Annotated in this window: 11 protein-coding genes; 6 read left to right on the plus strand and 5 right to left on the minus strand. The window is 56.0% G+C overall.

Annotation, left to right across the window (positions count from 1 at the left end):
• The first annotated feature begins 333 nt into the window (after positions 1 to 333).
• Together FKG94_RS12870 and FKG94_RS12875 are read left to right on the plus strand one after the other, a co-directional pair.
• Positions 334 to 2,952, plus strand: coding sequence for a M14 family zinc carboxypeptidase (locus tag FKG94_RS12870; protein ID WP_142904738.1), 2,619 nt, complete (start codon positions 334 to 336; stop codon positions 2,950 to 2,952).
• Between the two features lie 385 nt (positions 2,953 to 3,337).
• Entirely contained in the window at positions 3,338 to 7,768 is a 4,431-nt protein-coding gene (locus tag FKG94_RS12875; protein ID WP_142904739.1) for a PKD domain-containing protein, read from the plus strand.
• A gap of 71 nt (positions 7,769 to 7,839) precedes the next feature.
• On the opposite strand, the gene FKG94_RS12880 is transcribed toward FKG94_RS12875, so the two are convergent.
• From FKG94_RS12880 to FKG94_RS28745, 3 genes are all read right to left on the minus strand, one after another.
• Complete coding sequence (locus FKG94_RS12880) at positions 7,840 to 9,405, minus strand: ABC-F family ATP-binding cassette domain-containing protein (protein WP_142904740.1); 1,566 nt, start codon at positions 9,403 to 9,405, stop codon at positions 7,840 to 7,842.
• A gap of 407 nt (positions 9,406 to 9,812) precedes the next feature.
• On the minus strand, positions 9,813 to 10,901 hold the full coding sequence (locus FKG94_RS12885) for a FecR family protein (RefSeq protein ID WP_142904741.1): 1,089 nt from the start codon (positions 10,899 to 10,901) through the stop codon (positions 9,813 to 9,815).
• On the minus strand, positions 10,898 to 11,041 hold the full coding sequence (locus FKG94_RS28745; RefSeq protein ID WP_179957629.1) for a hypothetical protein: 144 nt from the start codon (positions 11,039 to 11,041) through the stop codon (positions 10,898 to 10,900). The genes FKG94_RS12885 and FKG94_RS28745 overlap by 4 nt, the downstream gene beginning before the upstream one ends.
• A 437-nt stretch (positions 11,042 to 11,478) precedes the next feature.
• On the opposite strand from FKG94_RS28745, the gene FKG94_RS12890 reads away from it, so the two are divergent.
• The 4 genes from FKG94_RS12890 to FKG94_RS12905 all read left to right on the plus strand — a co-directional run bounded on the left by FKG94_RS12890 (position 11,479) and on the right by FKG94_RS12905 (position 17,209).
• On the plus strand, positions 11,479 to 12,066 hold the full coding sequence (locus tag FKG94_RS12890; RefSeq protein WP_179957630.1) for an RNA polymerase sigma factor: 588 nt from the start codon (positions 11,479 to 11,481) through the stop codon (positions 12,064 to 12,066).
• Between the two features lies 1 nt (position 12,067).
• A complete protein-coding gene (locus FKG94_RS12895) occupies positions 12,068 to 13,141 on the plus strand; it encodes a FecR family protein (protein ID WP_142904743.1) in 1,074 nt (357 codons plus the stop codon).
• A 108-nt stretch (positions 13,142 to 13,249) separates the two neighbouring features.
• Positions 13,250 to 16,570 carry a TonB-dependent receptor gene (locus FKG94_RS12900; protein WP_246125125.1) on the plus strand — a complete coding sequence of 1,107 codons (3,321 nt, stop codon included), beginning with the start codon at positions 13,250 to 13,252 and terminating at the stop codon, positions 16,568 to 16,570.
• 141 nt (positions 16,571 to 16,711) lie between these two features.
• Positions 16,712 to 17,209: a hypothetical protein gene (locus FKG94_RS12905; protein WP_142904744.1), complete on the plus strand. Its 498-nt coding sequence runs from the start codon at positions 16,712 to 16,714 to the stop codon at positions 17,207 to 17,209.
• Between the two features lie 123 nt (positions 17,210 to 17,332).
• On the opposite strand, the gene FKG94_RS12910 is transcribed toward FKG94_RS12905, so the two are convergent.
• Together FKG94_RS12910 and FKG94_RS12915 are read right to left on the minus strand one after the other, a co-directional pair.
• A complete protein-coding gene (locus FKG94_RS12910; RefSeq protein ID WP_142904745.1) occupies positions 17,333 to 18,118 on the minus strand; it encodes an SDR family oxidoreductase in 786 nt (261 codons plus the stop codon).
• A gap of 169 nt (positions 18,119 to 18,287) precedes the next feature.
• The gene (locus tag FKG94_RS12915) at positions 18,288 to 18,959 is read right to left on the minus strand and encodes a sterol desaturase family protein (RefSeq protein ID WP_142904746.1); all 672 of its coding nucleotides are present in this window, start codon (positions 18,957 to 18,959) and stop codon (positions 18,288 to 18,290) included.
• Positions 18,960 to 19,055 lie beyond the last annotated feature (96 nt).

Raw genomic sequence — 19,055 nt, forward strand, 5'->3', positions numbered from 1 at the left:
ACACTCCAAATATTCAGAAACCCTGTTGCACAAAAAGTCGCCAAATTGATACGAGAAAAGTGGATTTCGAGTCCTTGCAAGAAAACTCCCGGTAAGTAGCCGACCCACCGCAACAGGCCCACTTCACGCTACCCAAAAAGCGACCTGATTCTCCTACCCCCAGAATTAACCACCATCAACACCAAAAACTCATATTATGCTATTTCAGCATAAAGTGATCGATATTTCGAATGGTAAGCCAGGCATAAAGTGATATAGAGTGCGTCCTGATAAACGCAAACGTCTTAGCAGGTCCAGTGATCAGGGCCTGCCAGTAAATAGGAACCCGTGGTGATGTCAAAAGTCAAGTTCGTTGTTTTACTGGCGCACATCCTATATTTAATGATAATCGCCGGCAACGCCAGTGCGATATTACCGAGTAACGAACCTTTCAGCCCGGCCATCCCCGTGCCCGAAGCAGAGCTGGGGTTTGCGCCGGGAGATTGGCATGCCCGCCCGGAGCAGATCACCCGCTATATGGAGCGACTTGCTGCTGCCAGCGACCGCGCGACACTCCAGGTAATCGGCCGCTCGGTTGAGCAGCGGCCTTTGGTACACCTGATTGTGACCAGCCCGGAAAACCAGTCGCAACTGGAGTCGCTGCGCCAACAACACCTTGACATCGACACCAATGACGGCGGCCCCCTGGTCATATGGCTGGGCTACAGCATTCACGGCAACGAACCCAGCGGCAGCAATGCCGCGCTCGTGACCGCCTACCACTTGGTGGCCGGCGAGGCGCCCTGGGTCAAGGCATTGCTGGAAAACACGATTGTCATCATCGATCCCCTGTTTAACCCCGACGGCCTGGCCCGCTTTGCCACTTGGGCGAATATGCACCGCGGCCAGCAGACAGTGGGGGACAGGCTGCACCGCGCCCACTGGGAGGCCTGGCCGTCAGGTCGCTTCAACCACTACTGGTTTGATATGAACCGCGACTGGCTGCCGGCCACCCAGCCGGAATCGGTGGCGCGCTTGCAGCAGTTTTACCGGTGGCGCCCCCATGTTCTTGGGGACTTTCACGAGCACAGCGCAAGACACCATGGCTATTTCTTCCAGCCCGGCGTACCCTCGCGACAAAACCCGCTGACGCCGCGCGAAAACGTCCAGCTCACCACCGACCTGGCGCAGTACCACGCCAAGGCCCTGGAGGCCCTCGGGCAACGCTACTACACCCGCGAGACCTTCGATGACTTTTACTACGGCAAAGGGTCCACTTTTCCCGATATCAACGGCAGTGTAGGCATCCTGTATGAACAGGCGACGGCCCGGGGCCATAAGATGACCTCTGATCACGGTGACTTCACCTTTACCGATGGTGTCCGCAATCAATATGCCACCAGCCTGTCCACGCTGCGAGGCGCCGATGCGATGCGGCAGCGCCTGCTGGCCTATCCGCAACGCTTTTATCGCGAGGCGGCGGCCCGCGCGCGCAAGCAAAACGGCCGCGCCTGGGTATTCGGCGAAGATAGCGACCCCGGCCGCGCGGGTGCTTTGGTCGAGCTGCTCAGGCTGCATCAAATCAATGTCTATCGTCTGGCACAAAATATTGAGGTGGGAGGCCGGGATTTTCTGGCGGACCGGGCCTGGGTGGTGCCCATTCGCCAGCGTCAATCGGCGCTGATCGAAGCGATATTTGAACAGCGCACGACCTTTGCCGATAACCAGTTTTATGATGTCTCTGCCTGGACCCTGCCCAGCGCATTCAATTTGCCGTTTGCACAAACAAGATCACTGCCTGAATATCACCAGTCCGCCTCGAATAACGGTAACGACGCAGTGCCGTTTCAGCCGCAGCCCGCGGCGGTGGCTTACCATTTTCCCCGCAGCGGCCTTGGCAGCGCTGCGATGGCCCTACATTTATTGAACGATGAGGTTCGCGTCTATCGCGTCGGTTATCCTCACTTGACGATAACAGCCGAGAGTTCGGTACAACCAGGTGACTTCGTCGTGCCTGTACCGGCTGGCGGGGATCGGCAGGCTCTCGAGCAACTGTTGGGCGAGCAGGCTGAGCGTTGGCAGGTGTCGGTGCGCGCGCTTACCAGTGGCTTTAATCTGGCGGGCCCGGATTTGGGATCACCGAACATTCATGTGCTCAAGGCCGTAAAACCGTTGCTCGTGGTTGGCGCAGGCGTCGAACCGAAAGAGGCCGGCCATATCTGGCATTTTATCGATCGCCGTCTTGGCCTGCCGGTGCCGATGATTGATATCCAGCGCCCGGAGTTACTGGATCTCAGCGGTTACACCCATCTCTTGATGCCGGATATCAAACCCAAAGCGCTGCCTAAAACCTGGTACACACCCATCAGACAATGGGTTAAGCAAGGTGGTGTGCTGGTGACCCAGAAGCGCTCTGCCCGATGGGCGCAGGCGTTGTTTTCGGAGCGCCCGGCCGACACCGACAAAGCGATCACTGAAAAAAGTCGCATCGATAAACTGATAGCTGAAATTACTGCCAATAAAGATAACTCTATGGATAAACTGGGCCGGCAACCCTACGGCCAGTACCGCTCCGATGCGGCCGACAGGATAATAGGCGGCGCCATTTTCTCCGCACAACTGGATCTGACACACCCACTCGCCCAGGGTTATAACAGAGAGGCAGTGCCGATTTTTCTAAACAGTCTCACCCAGCTTAACGCCAGCAAAAATGCCTATAGCGCACCGCTGGTATTGGAAGATTCAACACCGGCGGCCGGCTTTGCCAGCGAGTTTGCCCGCAACCAATTAAAGGAAAAACCGATGTTGATTGCTGATAAAGTCGGTAAGGGGCTGGTGGTCAAGTTTGCGTTTAACCCTAACTTTCGCGCCTTTTGGCGAGGCACGGAAGGGCTGTATCTCAATGCTTTGATAAACCCCGCTTTAGTGCGGTCGACGCGATTGCCGTTTAACTTAAAGTCCGCCGGCGAATAGCTGGCGGGCAATACACACTGGCATTTTACCTGTCTTCCTATCCACACTGATAACTCCCTCACATAATGTCCCTCTCACCAGTGTCCGCTTTTATCGGTATTTACTGTTACTGCTAAGGGCTCTTTTTAACCATTACCGCTTGCAGTTTTTAAACGCCCGCTCATGCGGATGCGTACAGCGTTTGTGAACTTTATCAACTTTACGGACCGGTTTGTCTTTCATAATGCCGCACGGGTATGAGAGGCAGGTTGTGCGGTCACTGTCGAACCGCCTTCAAAGTTTTAGCCCATCAACGAACCCGTAGGCCATTCCAGCCAGTAACGCTACCCGCAACCGGCGCTTTCGATTTCTGGCATACCACTATTACAATAAGGCGGGCATACTCATGAGATTGTTAAAAACGATTATCTTTTTATCTCTGGTTAACCTGATCTTCGGCAACACGTTACTCTTTGCCCAGGGATTTCCGAATATTGACCAACCGGCGGCCGGCACCCTGTTACAGGGGCCCATCGATCACCAAATGGGTCGCTTGGCGATTATTGAATATCTCGGTGGCTATGTTATCACCATACCTGAAGCGCCCGGCAGTGAGGCGACCGACCATCTGCGGATGAAAGCCTGGGATATCTCCAACCCCCGCAGCGTCCGCCAACACCAGCAGTTTCGTGTTACCAGTATGCCCGGTTTGGCCCATTCAACATTTGCGCGCGATAACTGTATCTTCGTCGGGGGCTGGCCGAATGATGCGATCTGTGTCGATGAAAACGGGAATTTCGATAATGTGCCGTGGCCGGCCACGCGCCCGCACTGGAATAAGAGCGGCTTGATGCATCCGTGGGCGGCAAAACACTATTGGGCCTACAACGCACCCAACGATGACGCCTGGATAGACCTCGATGGCCAGCGTATGGCGACTTGGAATCACCTCGCCTTGACAGGCGTGCAGGGTTTTCCGGCCTTTATGGGAAACCTGTTGATTTATGCATCGGATCAATCCAATACAGGCATAGCGACATACGACGTGTCGGACCCGACCAACCCAGTTTTGCTCGATGTGTTGAATACACCAGCCACGGAGGGTGGTATCGGCGGTTATTGGTCGGAAATTCACAGTCACTATATGGTGTTTGCCCGCCGTTGGGGTAACGGCACCGGCAGATTTGCCGGTATCCAGGTGGTCGATTTTTCCGATCCGACCGACTTAAGGCTGCATTGCAATATCGATGTCATTCCCGATTCTTTCCCCGGCGCATGGCAGCCGTGGTGGGATCGCCCCGAACCGATGTATGTCGGTTTTCAAGACGAGTTTATTTTTTCCGAACGCTACAAAGTCAATATCGAAACCTGTGAATATCAAACGTTACTGGAGGAGCTTGACAACGGTATAGACACCAGCCAGTACTCTCTGCCCATGGGCAATCTACTGGTTACCGGCGGTTATCCCCTGCAACCCGGCACGGACGGGATGGCTATTTGGGTGCATCAGCAAGAAGCTGACAATCGCGCGCCTTATGTGGGCTACCATATCCCCCGGGCCGGGCAAACCAATTATCCACTGATGGCGCCGATCAGTTTTATGATCCCGGAAAAGCTGCGTCCACAAACTATTGTCGTCACCGAAACCGCCGAGCCGGGTGAGGCGCAAACCATTACCATTACGAAAGTGGGCGGCGACCCCATTCGACTCGATTACATTATTTCCCACACCGGCATCTTGACGGTCGATCCGGTGGCCTATCTCGAACCGGACTCCACCTATGAAGTGCGGCTGACAAGCGGTATTCTGGATGCTGCCGGCAATGCGATGGAGGAGTATACCTTTCGCTTCGCCACCGGAGATACGATTGATCAGGAGCCCGATCCCGATCCGCCAAATTCTCCCCCGGTGATTGAAAACGTTGCTGTAACCCCGCCAACCGGCGTGCAGGTAGGCGAAATAGTCGAGATTAGGGTAACCGCCAGCGATGTGCAATCGATGGAGTACCAGTTTGAGGTGTCCGGCCAGAACGCAGACTGGAGCCCGGATAACAGCAGCACGTTTCAGTTTGACCAGGTTGGTACCTACGCTGTTAATGTGCGTGTGCGGGACAGCCTGGGCGCTGTTTCTCCAGTGAGTCGGGTTGAGATTGTCGTGACAAGCGCGAGTGAACCCGGTCATGCCGGCCTCAACAGTAGTCAACTGTCGTGTGATGCGAGCAGTGACCAGGTCTGGGTGGTGAATCCGGATAATGACACCATCGCTATTGTGCAGGCCGGCACGCTGCAACTCGTTGACGAAGTCTCCGGCAGTGATGATCCCCGCGCGATCGCGAAAGCGTCCGATGACACGCGTTGGGTGACTGCCCATGACAGTGACAGCGTTGATGTCTACTCGGCGTCTGCCGACTTGCTGGCGAGGCTGAATACCGGTTACGGCAGTGCGCCTTACGGTGTGGTTGCCGGCCCGGACGGCACTACTGTCTACGTCAGCCTTTACGGCAGTGGTGAAATTGTACGCTTTGATGTGGCGTCGCGATCCGAAACCGCACGCTGGCCGGTGGGTCCGACACCGCGCGCGCTGGCGCTGTCCCCCGACGGGTCACGGTTGTTTATCACGCGGTTTATGTCTGCCCTGAACTGGGCGGAAGTGTGGGAAATCGATACCACATCAGGTACCTTGGCGCATACCTTCCGGTTGCATAAACACCTGATCGACGACGGTCTCGAAGACGGTCGAGGCGTGCCCAATTACCTGTCTGATATCATTGTCAACGGCAGCGGGGAAAAAGCCTATGTGGTGGCCAAGAAAGATAATACTGACCGCGGCTTATTAAACGGCCTGCCCCTGGATTTAGACGACGACAACACCGTACGTACATTGCTTATGACTATCGACCTGGATACGCGCACGGAGCTGCGCGGGCAGCGGTTCGATTTTGATAATGCCGCTTCACCATCGGCACTAGCGCTGTCGCCCCAGGGCGATATCGTGTTTGTGGCAATGCAGGATATTAACCAAGTGTTTGCGATGAGTGTTGGCGCCGCCGGCGAGATCGAAAACAGAGTTGCGCAGATTGCGGTTGGGCATGCGCCCCAGGGCCTGTGTATCAATGGCGAACAACTGTTTGCCAAGAATTTGACGGATCGCAGTATCAGTGCCGTTGATATCAGTGGCGCTCTGATCGGCGCCGATGTGACTGAGGTAACTACGGTGGCCAATGAAAAAATGCCACCGGATGTGCTCGACGGGAAGCGGATTTTTTACGATGCCGCCAATGACTTGCTGGCCGTTGGCGGCAAAATGAGCGCAGAGGGATATATCAGTTGCGCGACCTGTCATATCGATGGCGATTCCGACGGACGCAGTTACGACTTCACCGGCAGAGGGGAGGGGTATAGAAATAATATATCGCTGTTAGGGCGTGGGGGCGTACGCTTCGGCAATGTGCACTGGTCGGCTAATTTTGACGAAATCCAGGACTTCGAACACGATATTCGTAACGCCTTTCGTGGCCGCGGGTTTATGTCGGATGAATACTTTGCCGCGACGGATACACCACTGGGCGGTTTAAAAGCGGGGTTGAGTGAGGACCTGGATAAACTGGCGGCTTACGTCTCGAGCCTGGGGCGTGATTCCCTGCCGCGCAGTCCGCACCGGCAGGATAACGGCGACCTGACCGCCGCCGCTGTGCGCGGTCAGCAGGTGTTTGCGGATCTGGGGTGTGCTTCCTGCCACCAGGCTGGTGCATTTACCGATGGCACCTTACACAATATCGGTACCCTGCGCACCTACTCCGGCGGCAGGCTGGGCGGTGCGTTACCGGGAATCAAAACGCCATCGTTATTGGGGCTGTTTGCCACGGCGCCTTATCTGCACGATGGCAGTGCGGAAACTATAGTGGATGTTTTCAGCACCTTTGGCGGTACTGTCCACCAGGCGGAAACCGGCGATTTGTCGAACGGTGCCGTGGTGGTTAGCCACCTGGATGACTCATTCTCTTATTTAAGAGAAGGGCGGGGGGTACGCCTGACGGCCGGCGCCAGCATCACGCTGGCGAACGTCGATGGCGGCAGCGGCGGGGAGGGGCTGATCCGATTGCGCATCGGCTCGTCGCAGGGTGGAACGCTGACTGCGGCTGCAAACGGGACATCGGCTGTTATTGCGCTGGGCACACAGCCGACGGTAGAGTCCGCCGATGTCAATTTTATAGAGACAGCGGCTATACCTATCGATCTCCAGGCAGGAGACAACACTGTTGTACTGACCTTAGACGATAACGGTGGCGGTGTCATTGTCGACGATGCGACCGTTACCACGGCAGACACACTCGAAGTCGGCAGCCCCCATTCTGTCGCCATGAATCTGAGCGCAGGTGACAGCAACGATTTAAGCGCGTATCTGTTACAAATCGATCAACGCAGTGCGCCGGATGACGCTGCGCCTGTTATCCTGGGTGATCGGCATCCGCCAACTGTTGTTATGGATCTTGTCGTCAACGGTCAAGCCGTCAGTGCCGATGGCGGTGGGTCTTTTGATTCAACCGGCGATATAGTGGATTACACTTGGCAATGGGGGGATGGGACGAGCGACCAGGGAGCCAGCGCGGAACATGTGTTCGAACAGGATGGCAATTATACCGTTACACTGACTGTGTTGGATGCTGCCGGAAACAGCGCTGCTTTAACCGAATCGATCGCCATTGAAACCGGTGGACCTGGTGAGCCCGATGATCCGGATGCGGGTGGTGGATCATTGAGTTTATCGTTTCTTATGGCCATGTTGATACTGTTCGCGCTGCGGCGCAGCAAGCGATACCTGCCACGGAGCACGTAATAGCGAGCCCGGGGCGCAGGGTGCTAACCTGCGTCCTTGTCCCGGGGTTCGCAAAATTCACTGAAGCACTGTTAAATTTGGATGGTCTTGTTAACGCCGGCTTGTGCGACAAAGTCCTTGTCGTGGCTGACCACCAGGAAGGCGCCCCGGTATTGGTGGAGTGCCTCGGCCAGGATAACTTTGGACTCCAGGTCGAGGTAATTATCGGGCTCGTCCAACAGCAGCACAGTATCTGCCTGCTGGCTGGCTGCCAGGAGCAACAGTTTCATTCTTTGGCCGTCGCTGAGGTGTTCAATGGTTTTGTGTACGCTATCACCGCGGAGCCCTATCGTTGCCAGTGCGGTACGGGCGAGTTGTGCCGTAAATTGCTCGCACTGGGTCAGGAAAAACGTCAACACAGTCTGCTCATTATTCAATGGGTCGAAATTCTGGTCGACATAGAAATAGTTCACCTTGCTGTCTAAGGTGCCGGAAACCGGTAACAGCTCACCTTGTAACACCTTTAACAAGGTAGACTTTCCGGCGCCATTGTCGCCGTCAACCGCCACCTTATCACCCGCGTCGACAAACAGTGTCATCGGCTTATGGGTGCCAAAGGGTAAAACCAAATCAATAATATTGATTAACCTGCTGGTGGAGTAAGACGCATTGCCGATCGTCAGGCGCTGGTCCTTAAGCTGCTCGTGTCTGGATTTCAGTGCCTGCGCCTTGACATCTAATTTGGCAAGCTGTTGATTTTCACTTTTTTTGCGACTGCTGACCGCCGACTCGGCACTTTCCTTTTTGGCATCCAGAAGAATCTTGGGCTGGCCCTTTGAGCGCCTTATGCGATTGCCTTGTGCAGCCCGTTGCTGAGCTTTTTCATGGCTTTTTTGCCGGTTCTTTTCTGCGAGCCGCCGCTGCTGTCGCACCGTGTGGAGCTGGCGCTCTACAGCCTGAAGTTCCGCCTCTTTGCTGCTTTTGTAGTGATCGTAGTTGCCGCCGTAAACCGTCAAGCCCAAGGTGCTGAGTTCAAGTATGGTTGCGGCAGACCTCAAGAGTTCCCGATCATGGCTGACAAGGACAACCGTACCATCAAAGGCCTGTAGCTGCTGCAGCAACCAGGTTCTTGCACGGCGATCGAGGTGATTTGTGGGCTCATCCAGCACCAGGATATCAGCACCGGCGTGGAATCCTTGCCAAAGTGCGAGTTTACTCAACTCCCCGCCACTGAGCTGGCTGCAGGGGGCCAACGGATTTGAGGGCAACTGCAGGGCCTGTAAATCGGCGGTCAGCGTTTCACGTAAATTCCAATGGTCGCCCAGGGTATCAAAATCAGCTGTGCTGCCTTCTCCAGCCAGCACACGATCGAGTGCGACAAGCTTGTCATATAAGCCGAGGAAGCCGGCGATGGTCGTGTTTTGTTGCAACAGTTCCGATGGCTGGCTATAAAAGGCAAGCCTTCCTTTACACAGAACGGAACCGGACAGCGGTTTCAACTGCCCCGCCAGCAAGCGAGCGAAAGTGGTCTTTCCAATCCCGTTTCTTCCCACCAGTGCTGTCACTTTTCCGGGCACAAAGCTGTATGAAATATTTTCAAACAGCGGCTTCTCGCAATCAAAATGAAAAGTAAGGGAATCAACTTGCAATAAACTCATAGTGACACCTGATCAATATCAGGGTCGCGGGCTCTACCGTATAAGTCGTATCAGAAGAAAAGCTTAACGCCCACTAACCCTGGTTATCCAAAAGAAAAAGATTTGGCAGGTGTTAGTTGTTCATTTTGGGCGCAAACTCCTTGGAAGGGTTCGGGGCAGTATAGGCAAATTTTCAGTGCAAGGCAATCCGGGTGCGGAAAACCGTTAAAGCGCAATAGCGGGGGGTAGGGTCTGTTGGCAAAGTGATCCTATATGAGGAATATTTTCGACGCCGCGCCGATTATTGGTGCCTTTATCAACAGTTATCACATCGGCCTTGTCGCCAAGGCCGGTGCTCAAAGGGTGCAGGTTATTAGCTTCAGTATTAGCAAGCCGATCTGCACTAAGCCCGGTGTCGAGTCGGCCTGTTACGGTCCGACGGCACGCCGATGATAGCCTGGTGTCGCCGGGCGCTGGTCGGGGGCGGCCAGGTTGGGCTGGGGCAGGAGTTCAATTGCAATCTGTGTCTTATTGCGAGAGGTGACCCGGGCGATATTGTCGATTTCGAGCGCGCGCACGAAGCTTTCCACGTCACCGGTGCGGAAGACACCCAGAATTTCAGGCTCAGGCAGCCCGTTGTCTATGAACGTGAGCTTCTGTTGTGAATAGCGGTTGATCTCGGCAATAGCATCGGCCAGCGGTTCCCCGAGAAAGACCAGGTGCCCGTTCAGCCAGCTGGTCTGTAGGTGTACATCGACCTGCTCGACGACCCAGTTGCTGTCCTGCGGCGCTGAAAGCCGCCCGCCGGGTTGCTGTATATCCACCGGGGGCGGGTCCGGCTGCGCAGGGCCGCCGTCCGCCTCGACGCGCACGAGGCCTTCCACCAGGGTAACTGTCACATCGTCGCCCTGCATACTGACCTGGAACGCCGTACCGAGCGCCCGCACTGTCTTGGCCCCGGCGCGCACAATAAAAGGCCGGCTCGGGTCTTTGGCGACGTTGAAGAAGGCGCGGCCGCGCAGCAGCTCGAGGCTGCGGTTCGCGCGCATATCGCTCACCTGTAGCGCCGAGTCGGTGTCGAGGCTGACCGAAGAACCGTCGGACAGCGAAAAGGTCAGGCGTTGCCCCAGGTGAGTGCGGTAAATGGCGGTTTCCGTGTGCTGGGCAATATCGATATCACCGGCCAGGCCGGAATCGATGACCGTCCAGCTTGTTGTCACTGACAACAGTACCGCCGCCACTGCCAGCCCGGCTCGCCGCCAGCGGCTCGGCTTGTCGAAGGTTCGGCGGTCCTGTTCCCGCGCCGCCAGGATTTGCGGGTCCTGGGCGACGGCCTCAAACATTGCCCAGTGGCGCTCTATGCGCCGGTAGGCCGCGCGGTTTTCCGGGCTCTGACACAGCCACTGGTTGAACAGGCGCTTATCGGCATCGGTCATATCGCCGGCGCGATGCTCGTTGAACCAATGCGCTGCGGCGGTGCAGCCTAGTGTACGATCCGATTGGGGGCGGGCACTCACGACTCGTCCTCCTGCCCCTGCCTGAGCCGCCTCGGGGCGTAGACGTCGGCCTTACTTGCCCGCCGCGTAAAGTAACGCCGCGGGCCGGTGCCATACTGTCGTATCCAGGCGTCGAGATTGTTAATGCGTACTTCGCTCATGGAACCACCGGATTGCCGTCTCTTCGCTGTGGCGTGTCGAGCCCCTTGTCCTGCCCAACAAAGTCCTGTCCAACAAAGCTGCCTCTCTTTATTACATAACCTCTCAATATAGACTCCGCAGAAGGCCGGTCGGGGGGATTAGCCGGGCCGAGTGTTGTGACGATTTTTCCACTGTCTGTTTTTGCGTTATCACCCTTCGCCGGTATAGGGAGCTGGCACGCTTGGGCATATCCTGATATATAGACACTAAATATCAGTTTTATAAAGTTTTATATGCATTTTAGTTCTAGTTGCCGATAGGTAGTTTGATGAGGTTGTGTCTCTACTACACTGCTGACGCCGCAATCCATGGGGAATGGTAGCTATCTATACCGTGGGGCAGGCGCTCACACAGCAGTGGTCCCGATGTCACAAATAATGATAAATGAGAGATGTCAATGCAGCGTCATCCGAAAAAAAGAGCGCGCAAAAACGACTCCAGGCTTTTTGACGCCTACCTGGTCTGCGAGAGTTCGCTGAAGCGTTTTCTCTACCGGTTCTATTCCCGCACGGAAGATATCGATGAAATGGTTCAGGAGACTTTCCTGCGGGCCTTCGATGTCGAACTGGGTCAGGAAATCAAATCACCCAAAGCCTACCTGTTCCGCGTAGCGCGCAATATAGCCTTGCGGGAGCTGAGTAAAAAAAGCCGGCAATTGACGGACTACCTGGAGGAGTCGGTCGATGAGAGTATCCTGGCTCGGGTGGCCTCCATTGAGGAAGACGTCATCGCGCAGCAGAAACTGCAGCAGTGTTGTAACGCCATAGCCGATCTGCCCGAGCAATGCCGTCGAGTGTTCTTGTTGAGAAAAGTGCATGCCTGTTCTCACAAAGAAATCGCCGCGCAGTTGGGTATATCCGTGCGTACGGTAGAAAAGCACCTCGCTAAAGGTGTTGATCGCTTTACGGACTATATGGCCCAACAGGAATCAACCGCGGAGCCGAAAACGAAAGGCCCTGCATCAGCCAAGCATCCCTGGAACTGACATGAATCGCAACACCCGTAAGGACAAGGTCATCCCGTTTGAAGAGCCGCAAAGTGTGCAGGCACAAGCTTCTGCCTGGTTGGCTAGATTAGATGGCGATGATATCTCCGATGAAGACTTGCTCACTTTTAAACAATGGATCAACCAGGACGAGGCGCACGTTGCGGCTTTTGAAAAAGCCACAGCGGCCTGGGGCGAACTGAATATTCTCACCCGACTGCCGTCGGCCCTGCAACAGAAACGCCAGCAAAAGGTGCGCAATAAGAAAGTTAAAATAAAGTATTTACTGCGCAATGCCGCCGTAGCGGCCATAGTGGTTTTGGGTCTGCTTGCGGGTCTACAGCAGGCTTTTTCTCCGCCACAGCCTGTGAGTTACTGGACTGCCGTAGGTGAACAAAAGACGATTACACTGCCCGACACCAGCTTGGTGCAGCTAAATACCAGCAGTCGTATAAAAGTTGACTACAGCGCTACAGCGCGCGCTGTCTACTTGTATCAGGGCGAAGCTCACTTTGAGGTGGCATCGAATCCGGGGCGACCGTTTGAGGTGTATGCCGGCACCGGGCGCGTGCGTGCGGTAGGTACGGCCTTTTCAGTTATGTTGGTTGACAATAGTGATGACGTGAATGTGATTGTTACGGAGGGCGTTGTCGAGGTAGCCCCTGAAATCCATCCGCCGCCCGTTGCAAAAGGTCACTCCCCAGGCACTGTTGCGCTACCGCCTCCCGTAGCCAGTCAACGGATAGAAGCGGGTAAAGCGGCTCTCTTTGATGAAGACGAAGTCAAGGTCGTCCGGCAGATCGACGCCGATGAAATGCAGCGCCGCCTGGCCTGGCAGGAGGGGCTGTTAATTTTCAGTGGCGAGTCTCTGGAAGAGGTGGTGGCACAGCTCAGCCGCTACACCGATACGAAAATTCTTATAAAATCTGAGGCGGCCCGCGAACTCAGCATTGGCGGTCAGTTCCAAGTGGGTGATACCGAGGCCATCTTCAATGCCCTGGAGCGGGGTTTCGGCCTGCAGGCCGATTACGTCACCAGCAGTCTTGTCTATCTCTCCTACAGCAATGAACGATAAAAAAAGAATGACTCGATGGGGGATTTTCTTCACCTATGTCTCTTTAGTTGTGCGAGCAGTATGGAGAGACAAGAAGTGTGTCCTTTCATTGGGGCTTAAGGATTGAGTATGCAATACCGGCTGCCGAAAGAACTGTCGAAGGCGGTAGTGATTTCTATGCTGGTATTTGTGTCGATGCTGTCGACAGGTGAGAGTGTTCAGCGCTACCAGTTGAACATCGCGTCGCAAACTGTCGAACAGGCCTTGCGTGAACTGGCGAACGTAACCGGTAAGCAGTTGTTGTTCCCCTACGATAGGGTGAAAACCTCGAAGTCGACATTGATTTCAGGGCGCTACACGGTTGAGGATGCGTTGGCGATCATTTTGAAAGACACTTCACTTTCCGGAGAGCTCACTCAAGAAGGTGTAATCCTGGTTACACCAAGACAAAAAAAAAGTGACGGGAAAGTGAGCATGAATAACAACAAGCATGTTTTGGCGGCGACTATTGGGTTTATGGTCGGCGCCGGTGGTGCCGAGCCAGTTGTGGCAAAAGACAACTACGACGATCGGCAAGGCCCGGCGGTCTCACTGGAGGAGATTGTCGTTACGGCCCAGAAGGTCGAGGAGAGTATTCAGACGGTGCCCATTGCCGTGTCGGCTTTTTCCGGCGAGGGTCTGGACGATTTGAAGATCGAGCGCGGCGAGGAGCTGTTGCGCGCGATTCCCAATGTCACCTTCTCGAAGGCAAATTTCAGCGGCTATAACTTTTCCATCCGCGGTATCGGTACCAAGGCGGTGTCCGCCAGCACTGACCCTGCCGTGGCTGTCAGTTTCAACAACACCCCCTTGATCCGCAACCGATTATTCGAGCAGGAGTTCTTCGACCTCCAGCGGGTTGAAGTACTGCGTGGCCCCCAGGGTACTCTTTACGGTCGCAATGCCACGGGCGGTGTCGTCAACGCACTGCCCATGCTGCCCGGGCCGGACCTCGGTGGCGAAATCGAGGCTGAGGTGGGCAATTTCAGTACGCGGCGGGTCAGCGGAAGCCTCAACCTGCCGCTCACCGATACCTTCTCCCTGCGCTTCTCCGGCGCACTGACCAAGCGCGATGGTTTTGACACCAACACGTTTACCGGCAGGGATGTGAACGACCGCGATCTCTATTCGACCCGCGCCATCGCCCAGTGGCAGCCGAGCGACAGTTTCAGTGCCAACTTTATCTGGCAGCATTTTAAGGAAGATGACCGCCGTTCGCGCACGGGCAAGCAACTGTGCACCCGCGACCCCGGCCCTGGGGTGGTCGGCAGCACAACAGTTCCCACTGCTTCACTGCAGGCACGTCTCAGTCAGGGCTGTCTGCCGGGATCGCTGTATGACAGTGACGCGTTCGGCGCACCTAACGCCGCCGGCTTCGCCAACGTGTGGTTCCCGGGCCACGTAGCCCCCGTGGGTTTCCGTGCGGATGGCTCCCAGGCTTTTATCATCGAGCCCGGCGAAGATCCCTACGCCGGCGTCAGGCAATCGAGGGACCTGCGCGAAATCGAGACCAGTTATGACCCCGTTTTTCGCGCTGAAAACGACCTGTTCCAGTTGAACCTGGAGGCGTCGCTCGGCGAACATCTGCAGTTTTTCTCTCAATCCACCTATGCCAGCGACAACTATTACTCCTCGCAGGATTACAACCGTTTTGTCTCCGATCCGAATTTTACAGATTCAACGGGCTTGTTCAATGTCAGCGGCGCACTGGTCGATCCCGATCCGCCAACGCCGGGGGGTGTTTATACCGATCCCCAACTCGGTCCGTCCAGAGGCGTTTTGTCGGTCGATATCAGCCAATCGGACAACGAGCAGTGGAGTCAGGAATTCCGCCTGCAGTCGGCGTTCGACGGCCCGTTCGACTTCAGTCTCGGTGCCAATTACCTCGATTTTGAATCGCAGGACGATTACTATGTCTTTAACAATCTGTTCACTTATCTCGCCGAGTATTTTTATAATTTCGAAAGTGGTGATTCGCCGTTTATAGAGACCCGCAACTGCGATATCGACGAGCAGCGGGAGTGTGTCTATGTCGATCCCAATCCGCTCGGCCAGTTGGACGACCAGGGCCACAATTACTTTCTGAGCCGAAACCTGGTGCGCACCAAATCCTGGGCTGTGTTCGGTGAAGCCTATTGGCAGGTCACCGACGCTGTAAAGATCACCAGCGGCCTGCGGTATACCCAGGATGAGAAGACGGCGACCCCGATTCCCAGTCAGTTGCTGTTGGGATCGGAAGGGCGTGGGACCCGGACCGGGGCATCCAGTGGCGGGCGCGTCAGTCGGGGCTATCCGGCGCTGCCCGATATCGTACAGAATTGGAACCGGTTTACGGGCCGCTTTGTACTCGACTGGCAGACCCAGACCCCGTTTACCGATGAGACCCTGGTTTACCTGTCGTTCGCCCATGGCTACAAGGGCGGCGGCTCCAATCCGCCGCGGGTCGACCTCGACCCGAAGGTGGTCCAGTTCCAGCCGCTGGACAGCACGTTCAAACCTGAATTTGTCAACGCCATCGAGATCGGGACCAAGAACAGCCTGCGGGATGGCTCGTTGACCCTGAACGCGACAGCTTTCTACTACAACTACCGGGACTACCAGGTTTCGCAGATCGTCGATCGCATTTCGTTTAATGAGAACTTCGACGCCGAGAGTTGGGGCCTGGAGGTCGAAACCGCCTGGCAATTGACACCCAATTCCCGTATCGATCTCAATATGGGTTACCTGGATACGCGCATCGGTAAAGGCGAGGAGTCGATCGATGTGATGAATCGCACGCAGGGCAATGAAGACTGGATGCTCGTGCGCCCGCATGTGCAGGTTCCCTCCAACTGCATAGCGCCGGTGGAGTTGGTTGAGAGGGTTCTCTCTTTCGAGCCGATTCTCGATAGAACCGTCGAATTCCCATTGGCCTCGTTGTGCGCCGGCACGGCGCGTTGGGGTACATTTACGCCGGAAATCGAGTCGAATTTAGCCTGGTACCAGACATTCGGTTTTGTCTACAATCCATTGACCGAAGCGCCCAATGCCGGCCGCGGTTTCGCTGCCGATCTCAGCGGCAACGAGCTGCCCAATTCACCCAATTTCACGTTTAATCTTGGCTTGCAACATATATTTTATCTCAGCGACTGGGAACTTAAGTTGCGCGCCGACTATTACCGCCAGTCCGACAGCTATGCGCGGGTATACAACACGACTTACGATAAGCTGGAGGGCTGGGATAATCTCAATGCGGCGGTGACGCTTGCGCATCCGTCTTCACAATTGCAGATGCAGCTCTACGTGAAGAACATCTTCGACGACTCACCGATCACCGACGTTTTTACCAACAGCGACGACACCGGACTCAGTGCCAACGTCTTCACGCTGGAGCCGCGCATTTTTGGCTTTAGCCTGAATAAACGGTTTTGAGTCCGGGAGCCGGCTGTCGGGCTGGTGCTTTTACTGCTCACTGTCTCGCTGTTGCGGTGTTTACTTTAATGGAAGACAGAGGGAAGTTTTTCCAAGCGGTGGTATAACGCTGCCGCATACAACCTAAAGAGGAATGCCATAATGAGAAAACTTTTAGCATTACCCGCTTTATCCATGGCCATCACCGCAACCGGCTTCACTGCCAATACGGTTGCCGAGACCTGGTCGCCCACCGGTACTACGGCTATGCTGTCCGGGCAAATGATGGTTTCCGGGGCGTTTGGCGGGCCGACAGTGTTCTGTAATCCGTCCGGTGGTATAGCGCTCGACGGCTCGTCGGCCACCGTCGGTGCGCCGGATCTCTCATTCGCTACGGCTCTCTATTGTGGGTTCGCTCTTTTTCTGGACCAGCCTTATAATCTCGAACCGTCGAGTTTGACGTCCGTCACGCTGCAAAATGTACGGGTAGCCGGTTATTTTGGTGCCTGTGCCGGCGATCTGGAGGGGGAGTTTGACCAGCTCACCGGCCGTATCACGTTCAATACCGCGATCCTGCCCTCGGCCTCACCCAGGTCCCCGGATTGTGTGATTAACGGCTTTTGGGACACATCGCCGCAGATTTCTTACACCATTCCCTAGGGCCTGTCTACACTCAGTGAGTGTAGACAGGCCCTAGGTTGACCGCGGCGGTTGTTTATCCGGGAAGTCCCTATGCCCGCGACCGATTACCGGCACCGGTATCGCGTCGCGGTGCGGGCGCCGTCAGTCGCCTGTTTTCGGCATCAGCTCTGAGAACTGTTCCTGCAGGCGCTGCATGCCCCCGATCCAGCGGCCGTAGTCGTTGGCTTTGTTCTGGAAGTATTTTTTCACTTGTGGGTGAGGCAGCACCAAAAATCGTTCTTCGCTGATAGCTTCCAGCGCTGCCTCGGCCACCTGTTGCGCTGACAACATACCGTCGACCCCGGCCACGCTGCCGTCGGTGCCCGCCGTCATTGCGGTTTCAACCGCCTGCGGGCACAGGGCCGAGACCTTGATACCCTGATGCCCGTGGGTCACCTGCAACCACTCCGCACAGGACAGGGCCGCATGTTTGCTGATCGAGTAGCTGAGGGAGCCGAGTTGGGTCAATAAACCCGCCGCCGAGGCGGTAATCAGAAAGTAGCCCTGACCCCGTTCCAGCATACGCGGCAGGGCGGCGCGGGCGGCGTAGATATGGGCCATGACATTGACGTCCCATACCTGGGCGAAAGTATCGTTATCCGTTTCCACACCGCCCATTCGCAGAATACCCGCATTGCCGCAGAACAGATCGATATGACCCCAGGTGTCCTCAGTGGTCTGCATGAGTTTGCGGATATCGGCCTCGCTGCCCACATCGCAGGCGACGGCGGTGGCGCCCAGCTCTGTTGCCAGATCACTCAGCGATTCAGTGCTGATATCGGCCAGCACCAGTTGCGCCGGTCGTTCCCGGTGAAACCGCTGCGCCAGAGCCCTGCCGATGCCACTGGCCGCGCCGGTGATAACCACTACCTTATTTTCAATATCCATAACCTCTCCTGAAATAAAGACACGCCTGTCCGGTATGCGACAGTCTGCCGATTTTGGCGAAAACCTGCCTTGAAGTAAACGCGTGCTTATCAAACGGCACCGCATGGCAAGTCCTTGAGCCGGCACGGTGGCAGGTTTTGAGAAGGTGCGATTAGTGACAGTAGCGGGACTATCCGGACTGGATCGGTTCCCAGTAATAGGTGCCCAGCAGCAGGTCGAACAGTGGAAACGTGAGATTGAAATTGCGCTCGGTCATCAGCGCCCGGCGGTGGTGAAGGCGGTGCAGGTGCAGCAAGTGCCGCAGTAGCGGGGCCCGGTGTACCCAGTGAGGTGCGGGCAGGTGGTAGCTGAAATGCAGGACCTCATACAGCAGGTACATCGCCAGCAGGCTGATGGCCAACAGATAGCCGGCGTTGGCGCCGAGCAACAGACCGGCAAGCAGGCCCAGTGGCAGGCTGAAGGTGAAGATATGGGCGATTACCAGGTATACCGGGAACAGCACCACTCGCCAGTCTTTCGAGGTCTCGAAGGCGAGTTTGCGGTCGCTGAAAAAACTGTGGTGATCGCCGGTGTGGCGCTGGTAAAACAACCGTGCCCAGCGGCGTTTGTGGTGACCGAGCCAGCGGTGGGTGGCGTATTCGGAAAAGTTGGCCAGCACCATGCCGAGGGGTACCATCAGCCAGTCGCTGCCGCGCAGTCCGTCCAGTTGCAGGCTCCACAGACACAGCGCGGTAAGGCCTATGACGCCGACGGCGAGAGCGTGCCAGCCGCCGCGGTAAATGGGGCTGATCTGGGCCCGGTAGTTGGCTCTGAAGGCGTCGACATTATGCTTATCCAGCATGGGCGGGATCGCTCTCAGTTGAGTTGAAGCGTCGAGGTTTACGGTAACTCGTTGGAGGGCTGTTTGTCTAGGACAGTGCTATCCGTCACGGGCCGC

The organism is Exilibacterium tricleocarpae (assembly GCF_007004655.1).
Taxonomy (GTDB): domain Bacteria; phylum Pseudomonadota; class Gammaproteobacteria; order Pseudomonadales; family Cellvibrionaceae; genus Exilibacterium; species Exilibacterium tricleocarpae.